Consider the following 22,967-nt stretch of genomic DNA (forward strand, 5'->3'; position numbering starts at 1 on the left):
GTCGGCGGCGGAAAGACTCTCAATGGGCACTATGCTTCACCTGCCCTTGGCTCAGCCTTACTGTGCGCGCTACAGCCTGTGGCCAATCTTATTGAGCTCTTCTGGGCATGGCGTGCTTTCCCCCGGCGTAAGAGTGACATCGTATTGGGGCTGAAAGTCATCCCCACTACTCCACATGGTAATATGTGTTTCAAAATCGGCTTTTACGATGCACCAATTCCAAAAAAACACGCTTGCGCCGTGGATCATCAGCGATTCCGTGCGCCACTCCTTCATTTCTGGAAAGCTCGCCTCGCCTCCAGCATTGGTTTTATCACCCGTTCTCCTCTGTTCAAGGCCATACGGGTAGGAGCTTGATATTAAAGACACCCAAGCATCCTGAATGGGCTTTCCTTGCACATCGGTGACGAGGATTTCGGCCTCAGGCTGAAGCGTTTTGTTGACGGGATAAACAACACAGCCTGATAGCAACAGCGTTATCGCTAGTATGAGTAGTTTCATGTTTGGTTCGCTATAACGCCGAAGCACAGCGGCGGCCTTGGAGTAACGACGAAGGAGTCATGTAAAGGGTGTCCGAAGAACATCGTGCGCCAAATGCTGCGCCTTATTAAATGACCCTGGGCACACGGTCCGCCTGAGCCACTGTTTGATTGAGTTGCCGGAGTTTGTTGAGAGAGACTTGAAACTGGCCATTACTCGGTAGCCGTTTACCTTTAAATTGCTCCCAAACAAAGGCTCCCGGCCCGTTATAGATTTCCTCGAACGTACCGTCACGCAGGATCTTGATGATGATCGTATGCTGCGGCTGGCTCCGAAATGCAACAGTGTTGGATTGCGTAGCCTTGATCTCAACTTTCAGGCCGGTTTCGGTGACAGCGTCATAGCCTTTGTTGGACGCTGTCTTCAACTCCAAATTGTATGCGTCGGCCACAAGGCATTCACCCAAACTGCCAACCATATGACCATCCGGGGTAAAGTGCCTGCCCGGAAACATAACCTCCAACTCTTTGACCGTTGAATAGAGCTCTGTGACTAAGGCCCGGAATTTATCGTGATCTAACATAGACATTTAACGCTCAGCGTAACCGGCCGGCTTTGAAGCGCCAGCGGAAAAGCCGGTCCGCATTAACGCTGTTGTTAACTCATCAATGAGGCATTCATGGGCTTTGAAAATAATGCGCTTCACATGAATAGCCCTTGGATTTCGACTTGGTGTTGTCGAGTTTGGACAATCGTTCCGCTATTAGTTGCGTAAATCGCCCGTATGGGGTCTCTCGCCGTCAATTCGCCAGTTTTCGCACCGGCGGGCGTGAACCACTGAAGCTGCTTCCCTGTGAGCAAGCCAAACCCTTCTTGCGTTACCAATAATCGCCCCTGCTGGAAGACATCGAGAAACGCAGCGAGCTTTGCGCGATCTTCAATGACATAAAGTCGGGTGGGAGTGAGAAAGTAAGTATATAGACCAACATCAACGATCTCGTTCGGGCAGGTCCCGATGTCGTACACCGACTCGGGGCGACCCTCTCGTGAAACTCGGATGACTTTCCCCGAATAAGTAGCCAAGTAGGCCCCGCCGCCGACAGCGGCAAAACTAGCTGCGTAGACCCAATCTTGGGGCACGCCACCAGTCATGGTAATCTCAAGTCGAAAGCCCTCTAGCTCCATAGCGTAGTCGGGATCTGTCCGGGCAAAATACGTAACATCAGACTCGTCGTATGTGAGCGTGTTCGGATCAACACCAGTTAAAATTTCAAACGCACTGTTCAACTCTTTCATTCTCTCAGTGGCAGTGGGATCGCCAGCATTGCGGTCAGGGTGGTGGACCTGCGCCAACTTGCGGTACTCCCGCTTGATGTCCGTGGGATCAACGGGTAGGGATAAACCGAAAAGCCGTAGCGCCTCCTCAACATCTTGAGCCACCCCGGTGCGCTCACTGCGTCCCACGACACGCTTCCAACCTTCCTTCAGTGGCATCACGAGCCCCCAGACAGCATTGCCGGAGGCCGTGCAGCACCAAGCCTCGTCGGCTAAGGTGAAAAGGTACCAATCCCCATCAGGAGAAACATCCACGGCTCGCACCTGGGACTTGAAGTCACCCCAGTAATTTGTATCAATGGTCCGGAAATGATCAACAACACGGGGATCCGCTTGCAGATTTGACTCCGTTACAAGATTCAAATCCTCATCGTAGACGTGGAGCACCACGCCGGAATCCATAATCGCTATACCAGAACCCGCGGTGCCGGTTCCTGTTCGATAGGCATCATGGTACAAAGCTTTCTCGCCAACTAGGCCCCCATGCCGGTCCATTCTACGAAGTACGCTTTTCACTCCTGATTGATCCGCACTGGCCCCGGAACGGTCGAGCAACCAAGTCCCTCTGGCATCGATGGCAGCAATAGTAAAGGCAGGATCTGGCCGCTCACCGACCTTTAGCTTTCGCTCGCCTACAAGCGTCCAAGGGGCATCTTCCGATACCTCAAACAGCGGCAATGATGAGGGGCTTGCAACATCTACCGGTTCGTACCCATGCTTCTTTCCCGACTTCTCCATTTCTTTCAAAATACGATTGAAACGACGTAAATCAACGTCCTTGACGTGCCTAGGGACACGCTCAAACATTTCAATGGATTGCTTTGCCGCCGCCGCTAGCTGCCCAGATTTCATCCGCTGTATAACCAGCTTGCCGTACGCTTTGGCTATAACCTCCCCGACACGCCCTTGTCGCTGTTCTTGCGATAAATTGCCGGCCAGCTTCACGACCTTGGTGTGTTGGCCCTTGAATCCCGCTTGAAACACAGGACCAATCGATGGATCGCTGTACTCACGGTGAAATTCGTCGCGACCATCGACCTCCCAAGTAGGCGGTGATGGCGGTAGCGGAACATACTCGGCTTGGGACCAGTCGAGTTCCTTCGGTGGTTCTCGTCTGCCAGATTTTCTTGTCGACTCATGCGCAACATGCGTTAACCCGGTGTTTTCTTGGGGATCTTCACCCCTTCCTTTTCCGAGTATTCTTGAGAGGAAGCTAAGCATCCGTAATTTCTCTGTTTATGTCATTCTTAAGATGATGCCCAATACGCAAAGCAGGTGCGCGTTACATCCAAGCTAACGCTCCACTCACCGGAATTTTAGAAGCGAAGCGAGTAAAATTTCCGCGTGCAGTGGCTTGTTATATCACCATGCCTCGGGATTCTCACATCTTGGACATACATAGGAATATGTATCTTCCCATGAAGTCATTTCACCATTAGGCCATGGTGTACTACAAATATCACAATCCACTTCAATGTCCTCTGACTCCTCATTTTCACAGCCCTCTAGCGTGCATCTATAGCCCGTAGATGAATCATCATTCGGTATCATGGTGTCATTCCCGCAACTCGGGCACGTATAGACGTTCCACTCAATAAACATCTGATATTTTGGTCTAACTCCAGAAAATAGCAGGTGCTTTTGCTCTGAGACCGAAATATTTGCTTCCGAAAGGGCGTGTTCGTATTCATCCGCTAGTACTTTGAAGGTGTGAATACGGTCTTCACCCACTTCTTCATCCAAATCGAAAAGAGAAAATATATCTGTAAACTCGACTAAACCTCTAACTAACCTGCCGACACAAAGACGAACTTCTTTAGCAGTAAATTCGAATTCAAAATGCTCAATCGAATTTCTTAGATCCTTCATCCAATTAATGTCGTCTATGAAATCCTGATCTACAAAATGATTGCCCGTTACTCCACATACTTCACACTTAGCAATTGACAAGACTTGTTCGACCGTAACCGTATGGGGAGATGCATGACCCTGTATTAATTTTCCAAAATCGTAGCCTTCACCTTCAAGGGCATTGAATGCTGACAAAAGATCTGTTTCATCCATTTTGGAGCGCTTCAAAACTTCTTTATAGCACTTAGAAAAAACCAAATTGTCATCTAGTGATTGCAAGTACATCTTGAGCACTAACTCTATACTATGAGCCAAGTGTGTTATGGAAAATTTAAACGCCTTTAAATCACCACCCTGTCCTTGTTCATATTTGGTAAGGGCTTCATTGAAACTATCAATTGCATTAGCCTTAATATCGAATTTAAACTTCACGCGGCACTCCACTTCCTAAGGTGACATAACAGTGATTATCTGGAAGACTGCATAACCTCAATAAACGTGCCCGCTCGTTCATTGAGGTTATGTGGCCATAATATTTGACTCTATCCCATTGTTTCTGTTGTGAGAAAAGCAAATTTTGGCTGCATATCAAAAATTCACGTGCCCGCACGTTTTGCCGATTTCAATCATATGAACACCCGGTATTGCACATGTGGGGACTTGGTTTGAAGGGCATGGCCTCACTCCCAATAGATACGCAGTCACAACTTTCCTAGCACATCTCCCTACCAAGCCACCTCTGCTTGCCCAACAGCAATGTTAGGTATTTAGCAGAGGACAGCGCAACCTGCTCTGATAGGGGAAACGGCTCAGTAGGCACGTGTAGTGGCGTTGCTATCCATGGCTTTTACTGCTTGGGGGTCGAAATCACCAACGTCGATATATGGCCGATGAGTTTTGCTCCGCGCCTTAGCTAGTAAGCCAAAACCGCCGCCGTAGTAGCGTTCCTGGCGTCCGGCGATAGCCGCTTTATGACAGGAAGCGAGGTGTTCGTTGACGGGGGCTACGCTCAGGTTTAGGGCGAGATGGGAAACGGGAGGCGATAAACCAGAAGGGGTCAGTTGGGTTAAGCACCAATCGGCCTGACCCTTTTTATATCCGAGATGGGCCACCCAACGACCCAAGGCCGAATTCGATCAGGTCATTGCCGTGGTGAGTCCGGTGACTCGCAAATTGAGAGCCAGCGGTTTTCATGACCGAATAACGTCACGCTTTGAGCGTTCAGTTGCTCGTTCAGTCAGGCCGTCTTACTGGACTCGTCCAGCGCCTTGCCCCAAATGGCGACCCTGTAGGTAAAGGAGCCCGGCTCGCTAGCCTCGATATTGATGGCGGCCGGGATAAAGCTTTTACCCTCATACTCCGGGGCTGCGTTGTAACGCGTTATGGTATCTTCCTGAGCAAGCGGTAAAATGATGTTTTGATCCGTATTCGCTTTGAGTTCAACGGCGAACGCTGGCACATACACCACGTTCGGTGGAACGTCTTCGCCACCGAATTCGGCAGGTAAAAGCAGCAGCTTTTGAAGCTCGCCCTTTTGAACTAATGCTTCAGCTTTTTCTCTTGAGTCGACGCCAGAGTAATCTGGACCTTTCGTGTTTTTCTTGAACCATCCAAACATTGTCATCTCCTGGCCCACGTTAGGCCTCATCGTGAGGCAGCAGCTTTGGATTCCACACCACCTCCCAAAGGTGCCTGTCGAGGTCTTGAAAGTACCCTGCATAGCCACCCCAGAACGTTTCATGTGCCGGCTTGACGATCAAGGCGCCAGCCGCTTTCGCTTGGGTCATCACTTGATCGACCTCTGCTCTGGAAGAGACATTATGACCGAGTGTTAGATCAGTGGCGCTTGGCCGATCGACCGGCAAACCCGAATCATAGGCAATACTCACCCGGGGCCAAATGGCCAGCTTCAAACCAGGCTGGAGGTCGCCCGAATAGACCTTGAAGAGCAATGGTGATATCTATCTTTCGCTAGCGGATAATCTATTGAAAGTACCGGCATCGACCATACTTGCTCGATGCCTTTAACGCACTTTTCAGAGGCCCACTGCACTGCCTGATTACGCAAGTATGGCGTGTATCAATAACGCGACAGATAGCGCAAAACCACCGATGTAAGTACCCAACGCACCGATGAAGCGAAAAGGATTTGGTTTCGCCATGGTTTTGGGCGCCACGATTCCAATAGCCGCCAAATACCGGCAGGCAGTGACGAATACCATGCACCAAAGCACCCAATCTGATGGTGCGCCCTGGCCCAGAACGTAAATCAACAAAGCAATGATGGGCACATATTCGATTGCATTGCTGTGGGCGCGCACCGATTTATACAAATGGTCTTCTGGATCTTCTTTATATCCGTACATGGCCTTTGATTTGGCTCTAGCCATGGAAACGTTGAACCCAAGGCCGATAACCAATGCCGAGAGTAATGCGATACACGCTAATGAAACGGACATGAATCTTCCTCGATTAGATTAAATACATAACGCTTGAAGTCAGTGGGCTGCGCGTTTTCGTTGCGCAGCCCGGTGAAGCTAATCGTTAGCCGCTATCACATTATGTTTCCGCTTTCCCCACCCACTTGTTAACCGTAGGTGGTTCGTAACGGGTGAATCGCTCGAGCAGCGTTTCGGGTGAAGAATCGACCATCAACATCGAGCGATGAGGTTGTTTGACGAACTGCTCTGCTACGGCATGATCAAAAAATATCGTTAATGCGTCAAAGTAGCCTTCTACATTGAGCAAGCCACACGGTTTTTTGTGGAATCCAAGCTGGGCTCACGTCCAAACCTCGAAAATCTCTTCCAGCGTGCCTATCCCTCCCGGCATGGCGATAAACCCGTCAGACAGTTCAGTCATCAAGGTTTTCCGCTCATGCATGGATTGCGTTACATGTAGTTCGGTCAGGTTCGGGTGAGCGACCTCCTTTCGCACCAACGACTCAGGGATGACCCCAACGGCCTGCCCTCCAAGTTGCAAAACGGTATCGGCCATCAGACCCATGATGCCAACACTGGCGCCACCGTAAACAAGCGTTAGGTTTCGGCTGACCAGCGATCGTGCAAGCTCACGGGCTGCTCTGGAGTAGGCATCTTGCCGACCAAGGTTTGAACCACAATATATACATATGCTCTTCACGGCATTCCTTGTTCGCTAGCGACATTGACCGCCGAAATCGGTGAATAGCCCTGGCTTATCAGCGTGTTCAAGGGTGGAAATAGGGGCCTTGGGAGAGCATCCCATTCAAACCATGCCCAGCCTTCGCATTTGTCTGGCTCCATCAGTTTAGGCTCACCGCCCTCAGGGCTTGCCAGCACGAAGACGGTGACATAATGCTTCTGATCGGCTTCGAACACGTTATTGGTGAAGGGCCCGTGCTGAATACCCTGGAGCACCAGCCCGGTTTCTTCCATCACTTCACGTCGGGCACAGGAATCGATTGATTCCCCAAATTCAAGATGACCACCGGGTGCCGACCAGGTGCCCGCGCCATGAGCGCCCTTTCTCTTTCCAAGAAGTACGCACCCATTCTGAATAATCAGAACACCTACCCCCACTTGCGGCGAAGACATACAACAAAACCTCTTTGTGATTAACGCCGCAATTCACGCGTTTGTCGCGGCCATTGCCTGGTTAGCCGCATTCAACTGAATATCCGGCAGATTATCGAATACCTCAAGATAGGTCTTTTGGGATAGAAGCACGTCAAGAACAGGCGTTATTGGCGCTGCCCATATTTCCGGCAGATCCGCTTCCCCCTCAGTGGCTATAGAAAATGCCAAACGCTCAGTCGGTGGGCAGAAATCAGTCGTGACACCCTCTTTATTTCCTCTAGCATCGACCCGATACCAGCCATGTTCCTCAAGATATAGAGCGTTCAAACCATGAAGACAAAAAGGTGGTCCATCCCCATCATCACTAATGGTTAAACGTTGATAGCATAGGCCTGCCGGTATTCCATTTGCTCGAAGCAATGCTGCCAGCAGGTGGCTCTTCGCGTAACAGTAGCCTGTTCCATGTTTCAACACGTCAGATGCCTTACATGTCACATGGGTCACACTCGTAATCCCAACTATGCTTGATTTGATCGCGCACAAAGACAAAGCATTTTTCTGCGACCTGCTCGGGACACTCTGCGCCAGCGGCTAGTAACTTCGCCATAGCCAGCACCTCTGGTGAACTCCAGTCTATATATTCCGTTGACTCTAGATACTCATGCATGGTCTTAATTTCAAACATGGCTAACGCCCGCATTTGTGGATGGTTTGGAGCGCAGCGTAAAACCACTCCGACAACATGCGCTTGTTATCTTTTGACACTACGTAAAGTCCATTGTGTAGATGACTTCCGAGCACTCAGGGCACTTAAACTTGTAGACAGCAGGATTCCCCCCTTTTTCGTAATGCTCGAGAATATTTTTCCAAACCTCTGGTTTTATCATTTCAACACTTAGAAACCTTTCTAGCGCTTCGCCCGTCAACTCAACTAGATCTTTTTTCTCTGCATCTCCATGGAACTCACATGCTGTACCGCAATGTGCCTGCCATACTTCCTGCTGCCATGAGTTATACCCTGGAGTCCTCTTGCACACCTCTGAGATTACCTCCTCTGGTACACCGGCCTCTTGCAACGGGTAGTCATCAGAGAACATGCCATCAAATTTTTGAGCGGCGGAGCCATCTGCTATACACCACGGACAGATAAACTCAATTTCTTCCTCAGTGTAAAAAGTTGATGTATACACATACCCTCTAGCCTGTTCACAGCACTCGCAGACTTTCCTGCTTTCCTTGATCGCACCAGTAGAAATTGGATCGGGGTGATATTTGTACCTCGGGAGTTCCACGATTGCTCCTCAGAAAGTTAACAGTGATTATACAGAAGGCTACATAACCTCAGTAAACGCGATGGCACATTCATTGAGTTTATGCTACCGCAGAAATTTACTCTATCCCATTGTTTCTATTGTGCGCAAAGCAAGATTTGGCGGCATATCCAAAATTCGCGTGCCTGCGCGTTTTGCCGGTTTCAATCATACTGCCGTTGGCGCACCACTCTGCAATGCGCTTATCGACGAAGGGCACAATTCAGGGGGCTCGTTATAAACAGGTAAGCAATTACATCAGCCCCACATAGATCACCTGCACACCCAACCACTGCTGCTTTAGCCCGCCGCTGCTTTTCGTCAGGTACTCGCGCAATGGACGAGCGGATGGCAGCCTAGCAAGGTGCTTTCGAAGCCTGCGCTGATAAAAAAACTGCTCCGCAGGCACGTGCAGCGGCGTAGATGTGGGTTCGGTGGTTTTTTTGCCAAGCATCAGCCATTGAGGCAAAACCGCCGCTTTATCCTTCGTTTAGGCGACGCTTGGCAGGTCCATAAGAAATGCGCGCTCGGCTTAAACTGCCTTTACCAGCAGTCCTTCGAAGAAACTTACCGCGTTCGCTTCGAGCCCTTCCAGGTAATACCCACCTTCCTGCACCACCAGAGTGGGCAGGTTCAGCGCTGCGATTTGTCGGCCCAGCTCATGAAAACCCTGGGTGGAAACGGCCACCTTGGCTTGGGGGTCGCGCTCAAAGATATCGAAACCGAGCGCCAGCACCAGAGCGTCGGGTTCGAACAGGCGGATGGCTTGGTGGGCCTGCTCCAGGCGCTCGAAGAATACTGACTCAGCAGAGCCGTGCGGCATCGGGAGGTTGAGGTTGTAGCCGAGCCCTTCGCCTTCGCCGCGTTCGTTCTCGAAGCCGCTGACCGCCGGGTAGAAGTTGGTGGTGTCGCCGTGAATCGAGATGTAAAACACGTCACTGCGAGAATAGAAAATTTCCTGAATTCCTTGGCCGTGGTGCATGTCGGTATCGAGCACCACGATGCGCGGATAACGCCGGGTCAAATGCTGGGCGGCGATGGCGGCGTTGTTGAGAAAGCAGAAGCCGCCGGCAGAGTCGATGCCCGCATGGTGGCCCGGGGGGCGCGAAAGCGCGTAGGCGAAGCGCTCGCCGCTCATCAGCGCCTCGGCGCCGGCCACCGCGCTCTGAGCCGACCAGTAGGCAGAGTGCCAGGTATGCTGACCCACCGGGGCGCTGCCGTCGGCCAGGTAGCGGGCGGCCTCGGCCAGAATGCCCTGTAATGCGTTGGGCGAGCGTACGAAGATGTTGGAAATCACTTCTTCGCCCCAGTCCTCGCCCACCGCGTGCCAGCGGGCATGGGCGCTTTCCAGAAAGCGCAGGTAAGCCAGCGAGTGCACCGCTCTAAGGGGGCCAACGCCGTAATCTTTAGGCGGCGCTAGTTCGAACCCTAGCCGTTCGGCGGCGGCCAACAGGTGAGTGGCGCGCTGAGCGACCTCCTGGGGTGTGCGCATCTTGCCGCGCGAAAAATAGGTTTGCGGCTGATGCCACTTCTGGTCGTCGTGAAAGAACGTCTGCACTGCCAGGTCTCCTCGTTTCGTGCCATAAAAGCGCCATGCAATAAAAGCTCGGTAGAAACGCATGCGGTCACCGCGCGCCGCCCTCCTCCTGCACACCTGCTTCATTGATCCCGCGCACTACGGAATCTCTCGCCACACCGATGTGGTAGTCGATCGCTTCCCGGCAGGCCGGGCCGCTTTGGCTCGCCAGCGCCTCCAGCAGCTGATAGTGGCTGGTCGCGATGGTTTCCGGCGCTTCGTGGGTCCGCGTGATCAGAGTGATGCACAGGCGCAGCTCGTGCGCCAACCCCTCGAAGGCACGCAGTAGCCGCTCATTGCCGGCGTAGTGCAGCATCAGGCGGTGAAACTGCAAATCCTCTTCGATACGCCGCGTGCCACTGTCGCTCGCAGCCGCTTCGCAAAGTACGTCCACCTGACGCTCGAGCGCGAGCCGTGCCTCAGGGGTGTACCGCTTGGCGAGGCGTTCGATGGCGTGGCGCTCGAGGCACAGGCGCAGGTCGAACACGTCCTGTAGCTCGACCGCGTCGAGCGCCTTGACGAAAAACCCCCGCCGCGGGCGCGAGACCAAAAGCCCGCGGCTTTCGAGGAGCCTGGCCGCCTCGCGCACCGGTGCGCGACTGACGCCCAAATCCTTTGAAAGCTGCACTTCCGAGAGCCGCTCGCCGGGCATGAAGCGCTGCTCGATCACGCCTTGAGTGAGAAAATCGGCCACTTGCTCGACCAGATTCTTTTGCTGGATCAACCCTTGGGGAGCCATGGGTAACAAGGCCATGGGCACCTCTCTTTGTAAATTGTTTTCGACGTTCAGTATGACGCAAAAAAGGGCACTGTCGATAAACGACTGCCGACTGTCGACAGTTTAAAAGAGCGATGCTATGGTCAAAAAGGCCCTAAAAAACCCATTTCAACGGGCTCCCTAGCACCACGCCTCGCTTGCTAAAAAGACAAAACATCACGTTATTGACGTGAATAACCGAGGAGTAGGAACAATGAAAACACCTTTGGCTCTCGCGATTTCCGCAGCGGCCTTGGCCGTTTCTTGCGCAGCGATGGCGCAGGAACCCAAAACCGGCGGCACCATCGATACCATCATTCAGCCCGAACCGCCGGGTCTGGTACTGGGCATGATCCAGAATGCCCCCACCCGCACCGTCGCGGGCAATATCTACGAAGGGCTTCTACGCTACACCACCGACCTGGAACCGATGCCGCAACTGGCCGAATCCTGGGACGTGAGCGAAGATGGCCGAGTCTATACGTTTCACCTGCGCGATAACGTGACCTGGCACGATGGCGAAGCCTTCACTGCCGACGACGTGGTGTTCTCCGCGGACGTTTTTCATCGCGAACTCAATCCCAGCGCTCGCGCCGTGCTCGAGCACGTCGAAAGCATCGAAGCCACGGATGAGCACACCGTCGTGTTCACGCTGGCCGAACCCTTCGGGCCGTTTCTGCTCTCTTTCGAGGCGGGCACGTTCACCATGGTGCCCGAACACCTCTACGCGGGTACCGACTTTCGCAATAACGAGCACAACGACCACCCGATCGGCACTGGCCCGTTCAAGTTCGCCAACTGGGAGCGCGGCACCGTCATCGAGCTGGTCAAAAACGATGACTACTACGAAGAGGGCCTGCCCTATCTGGACGGCGTGAACTGGCACATCATTCCCGACGGCGGCTCCCGGGCCGTGGCGTTCGAAAATGGCACCGTCGACGTGCTGCCCAGCGGCACCGTAGAGAACTTCGACATTCCGCGCCTTTCCGACATGGACGGCGTCTGCATGACCGAGCAGGGCCACGAGTACTTTAGCCCCTTCGCCATGCTATGGATGAACAACCGCGAAGGCCCGACCGCCGACAAGCGCTTCCGCCAAGCAGTGATGTACGCCATGGACCGCGAGTTCGCCCGCAACGTGCTCTGGAACGGGTTGGGTAACGTGCCGCTGTCTGCCTTCGGCTCCAACGCGCGCTTTCAGGACGACGACCTCGAGCCCTACGATTACAACCCGGACCGCGCCCGCGAACTGTTGGACGAAATGGGATACGACGGCGAGGAAATCAGGCTGTTGCCGCTGCCCTACGGCGAAACCTGGACCCGGTGGGCCGAAGCCGTTCAGCAGAACCTGCGCGAAGTAGGCATCAATGTCAGCACCCAAGCCACCGATGTCGGGGGCTGGAACCAACGGTTGGGCGACTGGGACTATGACCTGGCCTTTACTTACCTCTTCCAATACGGCGACCCGGCGCTTGGCATCTCGCGCACTTACCTTTCGGACAACATCGCCAAGGGCTCGCCCTGGAACAACGTGGAAGGCTACGAAAACGCCGAGGTCGATGCGCTTTTCGACGAAGCGGCCACGGCCTACCCGGATTCCGAACGCGAGGCGCTGTACCAGCAGGTGCAGGAAATCCTTCACGAGGATGTGCCCGTAGGCTGGCTAATGGAGCTTGGCTTCCCCACGATTTACCGCTGTGACGTCAACGACCTAGTGACCTCCGGGGTCGGTGTCAACGACGGCTTCAGGGATGCCTGGCTCGACCGCTAAGTCAGACCTTGCCCGGCCGGCGTGCCCCGGCCGGGCTAAAAAAACGTCAGGAATTCCATCATGGTCTATGCCCGCTTGATTGCCATGCGGCTTATCAAAGCCGTTATTGTGCTGTTTCTTATCGTCATTTTTAACTTTCTGCTGATCCAGCTCGCCCCCGGCGACCCGGCATCGATTCTGGCCGGCGAAGCCGGCGCGGCGGATCAGGAGTTTCTCAACCAGCTGCGCGAGCGCTTCGGGCTCGACCAGCCCATGTACGTGCAGCTGTGGCGCTATGTATCGGGCATCGCCATGCTCGACTTCGGCTACTCCTACCGCTTGGGCGTCCCGGTGTTCGACCTGATCATGGCGCGCCTACCCGCTACGCTGCTGCTGACCGGGACGGCCTTCGTGCTCTCGCTCTTTCTGGGTATCGTTGCTGGCTCCATGGCCGCCGCCCGGGTGAAAAAACCTTCCGGCTCGCTGATCATGGCGCTTGCGCTGGTGTTCTACGCAACGCCCTTGTTCTGGGTGGCGCTGATGTCGGTGGTGGTGTTCTCGGTCTATCTGGGGTGGCTGCCTGCCTACGGCCTCTACACCGTGGGTGCAGGCCATACGGGTCTTGCGCTGGTGTGGGACGTTGCCCAGCACCTGGTGCTGCCTGCCACTACCCTGGCGCTGTTTTTCATGGCGATCTACACCCGCATGACGCGTACCTCGATGCTCGAAGCCGCGCAGCAAGATTACGTCAAGACCGCTCGCGCCAAGGGTTTGAAGCCGCGCATCATTCAGCGCCGCCATGTGCTGCGTAACGCCCTCCTGCCGATCATTACGTTGGCCGGCTTGCAGGCGGGTCAAATGGTCGGCGGGGCGATCCTCACCGAGACCGTGTTTGCCTGGCCCGGCATTGGCCGACTGATGTTCGAGGCGCTTCAGCAGCGCGACTATAACCTGCTTCTGGGTATCTTCTTTTTCTCCGCCGCGCTGGTCATCGTCTTCAACATCATGACCGACCTGGTCTACCGCCTCGCGGATCCGCGCATCAAGGGGGCCTCATGAGCTTTTTCGCACGCTTTGCCCAGAACCGCGGCGCTTTAGTGGGGCTCGTCATTCTGGCGCTGATCATCGTCATGGCGATACTAGCGCCACTTCTGTTTCCTGAGTCGCCCTGGCGCATGGTGCAGCGCCCGTTTCTGCCGCCGCTCGCTCAGGATGGCTTTATACTGGGCACCGACACCATGGGCCGCAACGTGGCCGCGGGGCTGATGCACGGTGCCTGGGTGTCGCTTCTGATCGGGCTGGTCTCCACCAGCGTGGCGCTTTTGATCGGCGTGCCCATGGGCGCTATCGCCGGCTATTACGGCGGCCTGATCGACGACGTGCTCATGCGCTTCACCGAGTTCTTCCAGACCATTCCCAACTTCGCCCTGGCGATCGTGCTGGTAGCGATCATGCAACCCAGCGTCACCTCAGTGGTGCTGGCGATCGCGCTGGTGAGCTGGCCACCGGTGGCGCGCTTGGTGCGCGCCGAGTTCATGTCGCTGCGTCACCGTGAATACGTCGAAGCCGCACGGCTGGTGGGCCAGACCAATACCACCATCATTCTCAAGCAAATTCTGCCCAACACGCTCTCGCCGATCATCGTGCTGGCATCATTGATGGTGGCCACGGCCATATTGCTGGAGTCCGGGCTTTCGTTTCTCGGGCTGGGCGACCCCAACGTGATGTCTTGGGGCTACATGATCGGCGCGGCGCGCACCGTGATCCGCCAGGCCTGGTGGCTCAGTTTCTTTCCTGGCGTTGCCATCTTGCTCACCGTGCTGGCGCTGAACCTGGTGGGCGAAGGCCTCGACGATGCGCTGAACCCCAAACTGTCCCGCGAGCGCTAGGAGAGAGACATGACGCAATCGAATCAATCCCAGGCGCCGGGCGAGGCGGTACTTCGCATTCGTGACCTGAGCGTGGCGCTGCCCAAGGGCGCGGATCGCGCATTGGCGGTAGAGAACGTGAGCTATGATGTGAACCGCGGCGAGATCATGTGCGTGGTGGGTGAATCCGGGTCGGGCAAGTCCATGGCCGCCAATACGGTGATGGGGCTTTTACCCAAGGGGGTACGCCCGGTACAAGGCGAGATCACCTTCGAGGGCCAGAACCTGCTCACCCTCACCGAGAAGCAGCATATGGCGCTGCGCGGGCTCAAGATCGGCATGATTTTCCAGGAGCCGATGACCGCCCTTAACCCGCTGATGCGCGTGGGCGCCCAGATCGCCGAGGTATTCGAGGCCCACGGCCGGCTGCCCCCTTCCGAGCGCCAGGCTCGCGCGCTGGAGCTGTTGATCGAGGTGGGCCTACCTCAGCCGGAAAAGGCGATTCGCGCCTACCCCTTCGAGCTCTCCGGCGGCCAGCGCCAGCGGGTAATGATCGCCATGGCCTTGGCACTCGAGCCGGTGCTCCTGATCGCCGATGAGCCTACCACCGCTTTGGATGTCACGACCCAGGCGCAGATCCTCGAGCTGATTCGCGACCTGCAGCGCCGCCGGGGGATGGCGGTGATGTTCATTACCCACGATTTCGGCGTGGTGGCCGAGATTGCCAACCGTGTCTGCGTGATGCGCCACGGTAAGATCGTCGAAATCGGGGAAGCCAAGGAGGTGCTCGGCAACCCGCAGCACGAGTACACCCAGGCACTGATCGCCGCGATCCCGAGCAACGCTGTACCGCCCCACCGAGAGGCGCGTGAGCCCGCGGCGCTTCTGGATATCAAGCATCTCAACAAGATGTTTCGCTCTCGCGGAGGCTTTTTGAAACCGGCGCGCGAGGTACGCGCGCTGAATGATGTTTCGCTGACGCTTGCTCGCGGCGAAACCGTCGGCATCGTCGGCGAATCCGGCTCGGGCAAGTCGACGCTTGGGCGCTGCGTCGTGCGTTTGGAGCACCCGGACGACGGCGAACTGCTGCTCGACGGCGTGAACCTCTCGACGCTCAAGGGCGATGCCCTGCGTCGCGAGCGCCACCGGGTGCAGATGATCTTTCAGGATCCTTATGCCTCGCTCAACCCGCGCACCAAAGTGGGCATGGCGATCGCCCAAGGGCCGATCGCCAACGGCACGCCCAAGGCAAAGGCGTTAGAGCAGGCCGGTGAACTGTTGGACATGGTGGGCCTGGGCGCCGGCGCTCTGGACCGTTTTCCCCACGAATTTTCCGGCGGCCAGCGCCAGCGTATCGGCATTGCCCGGGCGCTGGCGCTCAATCCGGAATTGATCGTCGCGGACGAGGCCGTCTCGGCACTTGATGTCTCCATTCAGGCCCAGGTGCTGGAACTGCTTGAGGAGCTCAAGCAGCGCCTGTCGCTCTCGCTGCTGTTCATCACCCACGATCTGCGTGTGGCCGCGCAGATCTGCGATCGCATCGTGGTCATGCAACACGGGCGCATCGTCGAGCAGGGAAGCGCAGAGCAGATCTTTTTACACCCCCGCGAGCGCTATACCCGTTCGCTGCTGGAGGCCATCCCCGGGCGCGAAGCGCCGGTCGCGGCCAGTGTCTAAAGCGCTATTTAAAAAATATGGTATTGTTTCACATACATTTTTATCACATGACGGCTTGTTCTCGGCCTCGTCATCGAAAGGAACATGAATGAAGATCACCGTGGACGTGCTGCGCACGATCGTAGGCGCTAGCCATGTATTGACCGGCAACGATGTGACGAGTCGGCAGGAAGATTGGATGACCGGCGCGCCGTGTCAGGCCGGCGCCATCGTTCGCCCGGCCAGTACCGAGGAACTTTCAGCGGTGATGCGCGCCTGCTTCGAGTGCAAGCAGACCGTGGTGACCCACGGCGGGCTGACCGGTCTGGTTCACGGTACTCAAACCAGCCCTGACGATCTGGTCATCTCGCTGGAGCGCATGACCGCCATCGAGAGCGTCGATCCGGTAGGCGGCACGCTGACGGTTCAGGCCGGCACCCCGCTTCAGCGCGTGCAGGAGGCCGCCCAGGATGCCGGGCTGCAGTTTCCGCTGGATTTAGGCGCGAGGGGCAGTTGCACCATCGGCGGCAACATCGCCACCAACGCTGGCGGCGTGCGGGTGATTCGTTACGGCATGATGCGCCAGCAGGTACTGGGGCTCGAAGCGGTAATGGCCGACGGGCGCGTGGTTAGCTCGATGAACCACATGCTCAAGAACAACGCCGGCTTCGATCTCAAGCAGCTGTTCGTGGGCACCGAAGGCGTACTGGGTATCGTGACCCGCGCGGTGCTGCGCCTGCAACCGCCTACGCCCTACGAACACACCGCGATGGTCGCCTGCCCTTCTTTCGAGGCATTGACGGCACTGCTCGCTCAGATGGGCAAGACGCTGGGCGGCGGGCTCGGAGCGTTCGAGGTGATGTGGCAAAACCACTACCAGCTGCTGACCGACACCTCGGGCCGGCACACGCCGCCGCTGTCCACAGAGTACCCTTACTACGTGATTATCGAGTGTCTGGGAAGCGACGACGCCCGCCTCGAAGCGCAGTTTCGCGATGCGCTGGAACAGGCCATGGAAGCGGAGCTGATCATCGATGCGGTTATCGCGCAGTCCAGCAACCAGCGTGACGGCCTGTGGGCGATACGGGAAGATATCGAAGGCCTGAAGGAGGGTCTGGACCCGGTGCTGACCTTCGACGTGAGCCTACCGATCGCCGACATGGAGCGTTACACCCAGACGCTCGAAGCGAGGCTTAAGGAGTCGTGGCCCGATTATCAGCTGATCGTGTTCGGCCATCTGGGTGACAGCAACCTGCATATTTCGGTCGGCGTGGGTAGCAAGGAGCCCACGGTCCGCCGCGCCGTGGAGGCGCTGGTTTACGAGCCACTGACGGCGCTGGGCGGCTCCATCTCCGCCGAGCACGGCATCGGCCTTGAAAAGCGTGCTTGGCTTGGAAGCTGTCGAAACGAGGCGGAGATCGAACTGATGCAGACGCTGAAAAAGTCGCTCGACCCCTTTGGACTGCTCAACCGCGGCAAGATACTCGACGAAGCGCTTTTTGAGTAAAAACCGGCCCACGAGTCAAAGCCAATACTTTCAGGATACCGTTATGCCCCGTTACCCCGAGCACCTGACCGGTGAAGGTCCGATCAACCCGTTTCCCGGCATCAAGGTGCTGGAGCGCCGTTTAGGCCAAAAGATTCCACATCAGTTGGGCTCCAACGAAGGTCTGGACATGCCCCATCAGGCGCTACGTGCGCACTTTGGCGACGCCTTGGCCGAGCACGTTTACGGCTACGGCGATGCTGAGGCCTTGGGTGTACGCCAACGGCTGAGTGCCCAGCAGGGCATCCCCCTTGAGCATCTGCTGGTGGATGCCGGCGCGGACAGTCTGATCGCGCTGGCCGTGCGCACCACTTGCGAGCCCGGCGTTACGGTCATCGCCACGGCGGGCACGTATCCCACCTTTGGCTACTTCGCCAAAGGAGCGGGGTGTCGTTTGGTAGAGCCCGCCTACCATGAAGCGCCGGGCGTCCTGGCGCCGGATCTCGAAGCGCTGGCGGCCGCTGCACATCGCGAAAATGCGCGCCTGGTCTACCTGGCCAACCCGGACAACCCCAGTGGGCACCTACACAGTGACCGCGCGATTCTCGAGCTGCGCGAGGCGCTGCCGGATACCTGCTGGCTTTTGCTCGATGAGGCGTATAGCGACTTCCGGGACGACGCACCCAGCGAATTCACGGCCAAGGCGCTGCCCGGCGTGATTCGTCTTCGCACGCTATCCAAAGCCCACGGTTTGGCCGGGCTGCGCATCGGATACGCCATCGCCGAACCGACCGTGCTGGCCATGATGATGAAGGTGCGTATTCACTACGCGGTATCGACACTGACGCTGGCCGCTGCGGAAGTGGTACTCGACCATTCTGATGAGGTGCGCCAGCACATCAAGGATGTCAAAGCGCGCCGTGAGCAGCTATCCAGACACTTTCACGCCTTGGGGGCCGACGTTCTGCCAAGCGCTACCAACTTTGTCGGTATTCGCCTGCCAAGTGCCGACGTAGCCGGGGCGGTGCATCAACAATTGCTGGAGGAAGGCGTACTGGTTGCGCGTCTCGCCCATCCGGCTCTTTCCAACGTGATTCGCATTACCGCCGTGGCCGATGCCCTGGTGCCCGGACGACTCGCAACGCTCGAACAAGCCATCCAGGCACCTTCTTGAAAAGCCATGCTTTTGTGTCGATGGCTGACCCCGGCTACGCCGGGGTCAGCCAGTGGCTGAATTCCTCAAGCTCTCCACGCACCGCCTGGCGATACAAATGCTGCAACCGGGCGGTCACGCTCTCCTGCTTGATCGGCTCGCTGACCGGCGGCGCGCCGGCGCGGGTGCCGATATGACGCCCATCGAGCTCGCGCAGCGGCAGAATCTCAGCGGCGGTGCCGGTCAAGAACGCCTCGTCGGCGGTGTAGAGTTCGTCGCGAGTGATGCGCCGCTCGCGTACCTCTAAACCGAGCACCTGGCGGGCCAACTGAATGACGCTGTCTCGTGTGATGCCCTGCAGACACGACGTGACTTCCGGGGTGTGCAGTACGCCGTCGCGTAGCAAAAAGACGTTGGCCGCCGACGCTTCGGCTACATACCCTTCCGGATCAAGCATGATGGTTTCGTCGAATCCCGCCTTCACTGCGGTATTCAGCGCCAGTATCGAGTTGACGTAGTGGCCGCTGGTCTTGGCGCGGCACAGGCTAATGTTGACGTGGTGGCGTGCCCAGGAGGAGGTCAGCGCGCGAAGCCCGTGCGTGGCCGCCTGGGGCGAAATGTATGGCCCCAGATCCCAGGCGGCGATCATCACATGCGTTTGTAGCCCTTGAGCGCGTAACCCCAAACCTTCGGCGCCGAGAAACACGGTCGGTTTGAGATAGGCATCCGTTAGCGCGTTTCGCGCCAGGCAAGCGCGCTGGGCTTCGATCAGCGCTTCTTCGCTGAACGACAGCGGAATATCCAGCGAGTGGGCGCTTTCCACCAGCCGCCGGGTATGCTCCGCCGCTCGAAAGATATGTGTCCCGCCCGCTCCTTCGTAGGCGCGCACGCCTTCGAAGCAGCCCATACCGTAGTGCATGGTATGGGTGAGCAGGTGCATTTTGGCGGCTCGCCATTCGAGCCATTCACCATCCTGCCAGATCCAGCCGTCCCGGTCGTATAGCGGTGTCATCGTTGGTTGCGCTCCCACTCTGTTTGCCAATGGTCGATCAGCGCGCGCTGATGCGGCTGTAATGCCTGGTAGCCCCAGGCGGCGATCTCGTCGTTTTGCGGGTCGTACACGGCGGTATTGCTACCGGCCAGTGCCTGCAGCGTGGCGTGGCCACAAAGCGGTGCGTACCCTTCCGAGTAGCCACCTTCATGAACGAGCACGAGCCGGCCTTTGCAGCAGCGCTCGGCCAGCACCTTGAGTCTTGACGTCATCTCGGCAAAGGCCTGGCTATTGAGCAGCATCTTGCCCAGCGGGTCCTTGGCGCAGGCGTCGAAACCGCAGGCGACGACGATCATCTCTGGCGCGAAGGCCTCGATAGCCGGCAGTACCAGACGCTCGAAAGCGTACTCATAGGCGCCGATACCGCACCCGGGCGGCAGAGGCAGGTTGAGATTGGCGCCCTGCCCCTCGCCTTCGCCCTGCTCGTCGAATCCACCGCTATCCAGCGGGTAGTTGGCCGCCTGGTGAATCGAGACGGTGAGCACGTCGGGCTCTTCATAGAACGCAGACTGCTGGCCATTGCCGTGGTGCACGTCCCAGTCGAGAATTGCGACCCGTTTGATTTGACTCAGAGCACGTGCGCGCATGACCGCCACCGGAATATTGCCCAGCAGGCAGAAGCCGCGGCCCTGGTCAGCTTCGGCGTGATGGCCCGGCGGTCGGCAAAGGGCGTAGGCGTTATCGACCACGCCGGTTGCGACCGCCTCGACCGCGGCGATGGCAAGCCCCGCCGATTGAGTCGCCGCCGACCAGCTACCCGGCGTGTAGGGGGCGCAGTCGCCGCCGTTTCCGCCCAAGCCTTGGTCGCCGGCTTGCAGCGCGTCCAGATAGCGCCGGCTGTGGAACCGCTCGAGATCCTCACGGGTCGCCGAGGCGGGTTTGACGACGTGAAGTTCGTCGATCAGCCCGCTGACTTCGAGAATGTTCTTGAGTCGCCGCTTGCTATCCGGGCTTTCTGAAGCGGGTTGGGGCTGAAGGAACTCGCCAGGGGCGGAAAACACACCGATGGCGCCCTGGTCGTGCCAGAAGCAGCGCTCGTGCCAGTAAAAACCGGTCTGGCTCATCGTTTCTCCCTTTTAAGGTTGTTCGCTGGGACCTGGATTAACGTTCCCGTATGTAATAGCCAACGCGGCCAATCGTCAGCGTCAGATAGCAGCGCCAAGGGATCAAGCCTCGGCCCCCGACAGCGTCTCCCACACCTCGACCGCCGCGGCGAGATCTTCGAGGGAGGCGCCGACGGACTTGAACAGCGTGATCGCCTCACGCGAGGAGCGCCCGGGATGGGCACCGCTTAGCACCTCACAAAGCTCGGCCTGAACGTCATCAAAGCGGAACGCTCCTTCGTCGATGGCCTGCAGAATATCGCCCGCCTCGCCTTTCGCGCCGGCGTAGGTATCCACGAATACCTCGCTCAAGCGCAGGCACTCGGCATCGGTTTCGCGCATCTGCGGGCGAAAGGCGCCGATCAAATCCAGGTGGGTGCCCGGCGTTAGCCATTCGCCTTTGATCAACGGCTGGGTAGAGAGCGTGACGCAGCTGACGATGTCCGCCGCCGCGACCGCCTCGGGCAAATCCTCGACGGTGCGGGTCTCGAACCGGTCCGCGTAATCCCGGGCAATGGCGGCGGCCTTGTTCGGGTTTCGCCCCCACACCAGCACCCGCTTGATGGGGCGCACGCTTGCGTGGGCCTCGATTACCATGGGCGCGAGCTTGCCGGTGCCCACGACCAGCAGCGTCTCGGCGGTGTCGAGCGAGAGCTTGCGGGCCGCCAGCGCGGACGCCGCGGCGGTGCGGCGCCGGGTCAGTTCGCTGCCGTCGATACAGGCCAAGGGCTGGCCGTGCTTACCTTCGCTGAGCAGGTAAAGCCCGGAGATCGCCGGCACGCCGGCTTCGGCGTTATGGGGAAAGACATTCACCATTTTCACGCCGATGTAGCCGGCGGCTTCCCAAGCAGGCATCAGGAGCATCGTCGCTTCGCCGTCGGGGCGATGCATGGCGTGATGGTGACGCGGCGGTGACTCCACGCCTGTGAGGAAGGTTCGTTCGAGTCGTTCGATCAGACATGCCCATTCAAGGTGACGGGCCACCTCCTCGCTCGAAATCACTCGCATATCGCCTCTCCGTTCGGGTTGTCAGTCCTGAGCCTTGCGCTTATGCGCACGCCTCCGCTGCGCTCAGTGGCCCCATGAAGTTTACTCAAAAATAGCGCCTATTCAGACCCCAATCTCGGGCGCACTCAACGAAAAACCCCGGCGGGCGCCGGGGTTTTCTAAAGCGGGGATCAAACGAGCGATGGATCAGCCGTTTGCCAGCGCCGCCACGATCATGATTTCGACCTTCCACTCGGGCTTGGCCAATTTGGCTTCGAGTGCGGCGCGCACCGGCGGGTTATTCGAGCCGATCCAGGCTTCCCAGGCGGCGTTCATCTGATCGAACTCGGCCATATCGGTGACCCAGACTTGTGCGGAGATCAGGTGCGCCTTCGAGGAGCCCGCTTTTTCCAGCAGCTCGTCGATGCGCGACAGCACCTGCTCGGTCTGGCCTTTCATATCGGCGGTGGCATCGGCCGGTACCTGGCCTGCCAGGTAGACGGTGCCGTTGTGAATGGCGATTTGGCTCATGCGGGCGTTGCTGTCGTGGTAAGTCACGCTCATCGTGTTTCTCCGTGCATTAAATAAAGAACGCTCCGAGACTACGACATACGCGGCAGAAATGCTTGCTCAACGTGATGGAAACCGCCTTTTGGATTGAAAAACCACAATGAACCTCAGTAGTTGGCAAGAAACACAAGCCACATCCCGAGGTAAATGAGCCCAACCACCAGCACGGTCAGTAGCGCGCCAATGACCAACGACACCAGCGTGATGCGTGCACTCTCCTTGCCTGAGAGTGGGGACGTGCCGTCTTCACGTTGGTTTCGGTTAGGGATCAACGCGATGACGATAAGCCCCCAGAGTGGCAGTAGAATCCCGATTAAAATACCCAAAAAAGTCGGGTAGCCTTTCTTTCTGGCAAAGGCCGTATTAAGAACAATGCCGGTTACAGCGATGAAGACCCATCCGATGAACGTGTAGTCCATAGCGACACCCAACGGCTACAAAGCCTTTAGTAGAAGCCAATAAAAAAGGCCTAGCGAA

General features: G+C 57.2%; 24 protein-coding genes and 2 pseudogenes. 7 read left to right on the plus strand and 19 right to left on the minus strand.

Translation table 11 applies throughout. The features are described from left to right. Window positions 1-69 precede the first annotated feature (69 nt). The 4 genes from ACGLWX_RS05690 to ACGLWX_RS05705 all read right to left on the minus strand — a co-directional run bounded on the left by ACGLWX_RS05690 (window position 70) and on the right by ACGLWX_RS05705 (window position 4,098). The gene (locus ACGLWX_RS05690; protein ID WP_396238038.1) at window positions 70-501 is read right to left on the minus strand and encodes a hypothetical protein; all 432 of its coding nucleotides are present in this window, start codon (window positions 499-501) and stop codon (window positions 70-72) included. Window positions 502-607: 106 nt separating this feature from the next. Then, window positions 608-1,069 (minus strand): DUF6998 domain-containing protein, encoded by a 462-nt coding sequence (locus tag ACGLWX_RS05695; protein ID WP_396238040.1) that lies wholly within the window; start codon window positions 1,067-1,069, stop codon window positions 608-610. 113 nt (window positions 1,070-1,182) lie between these two features. Next, window positions 1,183-3,036 (minus strand): J domain-containing protein, encoded by a 1,854-nt coding sequence (locus ACGLWX_RS05700; protein WP_396238042.1) that lies wholly within the window; start codon window positions 3,034-3,036, stop codon window positions 1,183-1,185. A 141-nt stretch (window positions 3,037-3,177) separates the two neighbouring features. Further along, window positions 3,178-4,098: a hypothetical protein gene (locus tag ACGLWX_RS05705; RefSeq protein WP_396238044.1), complete on the minus strand. Its 921-nt coding sequence runs from the start codon at window positions 4,096-4,098 to the stop codon at window positions 3,178-3,180. Between the two features lie 506 nt (window positions 4,099-4,604). Between ACGLWX_RS05705 and ACGLWX_RS05710 the strand changes: the two are divergent. Then, a pseudogene (locus ACGLWX_RS05710) lies at window positions 4,605-4,685 on the plus strand (oxidoreductase); the annotation flags it as partial. Window positions 4,686-4,903: 218 nt separating this feature from the next. Here the strand turns inward: ACGLWX_RS05710 and ACGLWX_RS05715 are convergent. From ACGLWX_RS05715 to ACGLWX_RS05760, 10 genes and pseudogenes are all read right to left on the minus strand, one after another. After that, on the minus strand, window positions 4,904-5,284 hold the full coding sequence (locus ACGLWX_RS05715) for a hypothetical protein (protein ID WP_396238046.1): 381 nt from the start codon (window positions 5,282-5,284) through the stop codon (window positions 4,904-4,906). A 19-nt stretch (window positions 5,285-5,303) separates the two neighbouring features. Then, window positions 5,304-5,618 (minus strand): VOC family protein, encoded by a 315-nt coding sequence (locus ACGLWX_RS05720; protein ID WP_396238048.1) that lies wholly within the window; start codon window positions 5,616-5,618, stop codon window positions 5,304-5,306. Window positions 5,619-5,726: 108 nt separating this feature from the next. Further along, on the minus strand, window positions 5,727-6,125 hold the full coding sequence (locus ACGLWX_RS05725) for an MAPEG family protein (protein ID WP_396238050.1): 399 nt from the start codon (window positions 6,123-6,125) through the stop codon (window positions 5,727-5,729). A 100-nt stretch (window positions 6,126-6,225) separates the two neighbouring features. Continuing rightward, window positions 6,226-6,807: pseudogene (locus ACGLWX_RS05730) on the minus strand (TIGR00730 family Rossman fold protein). Then, on the minus strand, window positions 6,804-7,241 hold the full coding sequence (locus ACGLWX_RS05735) for an NUDIX hydrolase (RefSeq protein ID WP_396238052.1): 438 nt from the start codon (window positions 7,239-7,241) through the stop codon (window positions 6,804-6,806). Before ACGLWX_RS05735 ends, ACGLWX_RS05730 begins: the two are co-directional and overlap by 4 nt. Before the next feature lie 33 nt (window positions 7,242-7,274). Continuing rightward, complete coding sequence (locus ACGLWX_RS05740; RefSeq protein WP_396238054.1) at window positions 7,275-7,697, minus strand: transglutaminase family protein; 423 nt, start codon at window positions 7,695-7,697, stop codon at window positions 7,275-7,277. Between the two features lie 290 nt (window positions 7,698-7,987). Further along, complete coding sequence (locus tag ACGLWX_RS05745; RefSeq protein ID WP_396238056.1) at window positions 7,988-8,515, minus strand: CbrC family protein; 528 nt, start codon at window positions 8,513-8,515, stop codon at window positions 7,988-7,990. A 271-nt stretch (window positions 8,516-8,786) separates the two neighbouring features. After that, window positions 8,787-9,002, minus strand: coding sequence for a hypothetical protein (locus ACGLWX_RS05750; protein ID WP_396238058.1), 216 nt, complete (start codon window positions 9,000-9,002; stop codon window positions 8,787-8,789). Between the two features lie 63 nt (window positions 9,003-9,065). After that, window positions 9,066-10,091, minus strand: coding sequence for a histone deacetylase family protein (locus tag ACGLWX_RS05755; RefSeq protein WP_396238060.1), 1,026 nt, complete (start codon window positions 10,089-10,091; stop codon window positions 9,066-9,068). A 67-nt stretch (window positions 10,092-10,158) separates the two neighbouring features. Then, window positions 10,159-10,863 carry a GntR family transcriptional regulator gene (locus ACGLWX_RS05760; protein ID WP_396238062.1) on the minus strand — a complete coding sequence of 235 codons (705 nt, stop codon included), beginning with the start codon at window positions 10,861-10,863 and terminating at the stop codon, window positions 10,159-10,161. 217 nt (window positions 10,864-11,080) lie between these two features. Between ACGLWX_RS05760 and ACGLWX_RS05765 the strand changes: the two genes are divergently transcribed. The 6 genes from ACGLWX_RS05765 (at window position 11,081) to ACGLWX_RS05790 (ending at window position 18,800) form a co-directional block, all read left to right on the plus strand. After that, entirely contained in the window at window positions 11,081-12,637 is a 1,557-nt protein-coding gene (locus tag ACGLWX_RS05765) for an ABC transporter substrate-binding protein (RefSeq protein WP_252106794.1), read from the plus strand. A 60-nt stretch (window positions 12,638-12,697) separates the two neighbouring features. Further along, window positions 12,698-13,675, plus strand: coding sequence for an ABC transporter permease (locus ACGLWX_RS05770; RefSeq protein ID WP_252106793.1), 978 nt, complete (start codon window positions 12,698-12,700; stop codon window positions 13,673-13,675). After that, window positions 13,672-14,505 (plus strand): ABC transporter permease, encoded by an 834-nt coding sequence (locus ACGLWX_RS05775; protein WP_252106792.1) that lies wholly within the window; start codon window positions 13,672-13,674, stop codon window positions 14,503-14,505. The genes ACGLWX_RS05770 and ACGLWX_RS05775 overlap by 4 nt, the downstream gene beginning before the upstream one ends. 9 nt (window positions 14,506-14,514) lie before the next feature. Further along, window positions 14,515-16,161 (plus strand): ABC transporter ATP-binding protein, encoded by a 1,647-nt coding sequence (locus ACGLWX_RS05780; protein WP_396238064.1) that lies wholly within the window; start codon window positions 14,515-14,517, stop codon window positions 16,159-16,161. A gap of 88 nt (window positions 16,162-16,249) precedes the next feature. Continuing rightward, on the plus strand, window positions 16,250-17,647 hold the full coding sequence (locus ACGLWX_RS05785; RefSeq protein WP_396238066.1) for an FAD-binding oxidoreductase: 1,398 nt from the start codon (window positions 16,250-16,252) through the stop codon (window positions 17,645-17,647). 43 nt (window positions 17,648-17,690) lie between these two features. After that, window positions 17,691-18,800 carry a pyridoxal phosphate-dependent aminotransferase gene (locus ACGLWX_RS05790; RefSeq protein WP_396238068.1) on the plus strand — a complete coding sequence of 370 codons (1,110 nt, stop codon included), beginning with the start codon at window positions 17,691-17,693 and terminating at the stop codon, window positions 18,798-18,800. Between the two features lie 34 nt (window positions 18,801-18,834). Here ACGLWX_RS05790 and ACGLWX_RS05795 read toward each other — a convergent pair whose 3' ends face one another. From ACGLWX_RS05795 to ACGLWX_RS05815, 5 genes are all read right to left on the minus strand, one after another. Next, window positions 18,835-19,791 carry a branched-chain amino acid transaminase gene (locus tag ACGLWX_RS05795; protein WP_396238070.1) on the minus strand — a complete coding sequence of 319 codons (957 nt, stop codon included), beginning with the start codon at window positions 19,789-19,791 and terminating at the stop codon, window positions 18,835-18,837. Further along, window positions 19,788-20,894 (minus strand): class II histone deacetylase, encoded by a 1,107-nt coding sequence (locus ACGLWX_RS05800; RefSeq protein ID WP_396238071.1) that lies wholly within the window; start codon window positions 20,892-20,894, stop codon window positions 19,788-19,790. The genes ACGLWX_RS05795 and ACGLWX_RS05800 overlap by 4 nt, the downstream gene beginning before the upstream one ends. A gap of 102 nt (window positions 20,895-20,996) precedes the next feature. Then, entirely contained in the window at window positions 20,997-21,941 is a 945-nt protein-coding gene (locus tag ACGLWX_RS05805) for an ornithine cyclodeaminase family protein (protein WP_396238073.1), read from the minus strand. 186 nt (window positions 21,942-22,127) lie between these two features. Further along, a complete protein-coding gene (locus ACGLWX_RS05810; RefSeq protein WP_396238075.1) occupies window positions 22,128-22,484 on the minus strand; it encodes a RidA family protein in 357 nt (118 codons plus the stop codon). A gap of 113 nt (window positions 22,485-22,597) precedes the next feature. Next, window positions 22,598-22,909, minus strand: a complete 312-nt coding sequence (locus ACGLWX_RS05815) for a hypothetical protein (RefSeq protein WP_252106784.1) — start codon at window positions 22,907-22,909, stop codon at window positions 22,598-22,600. Between the last annotated feature and the right edge of the window lie 58 nt (window positions 22,910-22,967).

This window comes from Halomonas sp. HMF6819 (assembly GCF_044335525.1).
In the GTDB taxonomy this organism is placed as follows: domain Bacteria; phylum Pseudomonadota; class Gammaproteobacteria; order Pseudomonadales; family Halomonadaceae; genus Vreelandella.